Here is a 1,062-nt window from a genome sequence, read left to right as displayed (position 1 = left end):
GATAGATTGTAAAATGAAGTGCGACAGTTAAATAACAATAAATAGCTCACAGAGCTAACCTTCGTGTAGAATGAAATCACCACAACACCATTCGACGGAGGTTATCCTATGAGCTACCACCATCTTAGCACATTTGATCGTGCACATATACAACTATTGAATAATTTAGGTTACTCTACTCGCAAAATTGGAATTGAACTAGGGCGTCATCACTCCAGCATTGCTCGTGAATTAGTTAGGAACAATACAAAAGGCGATTATCAGGCTGAGGATGCTCATTCTCAATACCACCTGCGCAGAACTTACTCTAAGCCTTGCGGGAAGTGTGATAAAGTAATTATTGACGTAATAACCGAAAAGCTATACCTTACCTGGTCACCTGAACAAATTGCCAATACTGTTCTTCTTGGTAAGCTTAGCTTTAAAACTATTTATAATTGGATATATCAAGGGAAGCTATCGGTGGCTGAGAAAGTATTAAGACATAAGGGAAAACGTCACCAACCAGCAGAAAAGCGTGGTAAGTTTGCCATTGGAATGTCTATTGTAGAGCGTCCTAAAGAAGTGAAAAATAGGCAAGTCTTTGGGCATTGGGAACTAGACACAATGGTTTCTAGTCGCGGTAAGAGTAAGGGCTGTTTTGCTACTTTTGTAGAAAGAAAAAGTAGACTTTATACGGCGATTAAAATCCCTGATCGTACAGCTAATTCTATGGAGAATGCTATTAACTATCTCTGGGATGTATTACCTTCAGGTTCCTTTAAATCGGCAACAACAGATCGTGGCAAAGAGTTTGCTTGTCATGCAGCCATTAAAGAAAAGTTGGGATTAGACTTATACTTTGCTGATCCCTATTGTTCTTGGCAACGAGGAAGCAATGAAAATTCGAATGGATTACTCCGCGAATTTTACCCTAAAAAAACGGATCTTTCCCTCGTTCATAAGCAAGATTTAATGGGCAAGCTATTTTTAATTAACTCTAGGCCTAAAAAGTGCTTAGATTGGAAATCACCCATTGATGTTTTTCTACACGAAGTGTCGCACTTGAATTGACAATTCATC

General features: G+C 38.8%; 1 protein-coding gene. It reads left to right on the top strand.

Translation table 11 applies throughout. The features are described 5' to 3' along the window. The first annotated feature begins 108 nt into the window (after positions 1–108). Entirely contained in the window at positions 109–1,053 is a 945-nt protein-coding gene (locus tag LMF89_RS25370) for an IS30 family transposase (protein ID WP_229537587.1), read from the top strand. The last annotated feature ends 9 nt before the right edge of the window (positions 1,054–1,062 follow it).

It is taken from the genome of Pelosinus baikalensis (genome assembly GCF_020819555.1).
Lineage (GTDB): Bacteria > Bacillota > Negativicutes > DSM-13327 > DSM-13327 > Pelosinus > Pelosinus baikalensis.
Note: the sequence above shows the minus strand (reverse complement) of the source record. Positions and strands in the feature narration are given on the sequence as shown.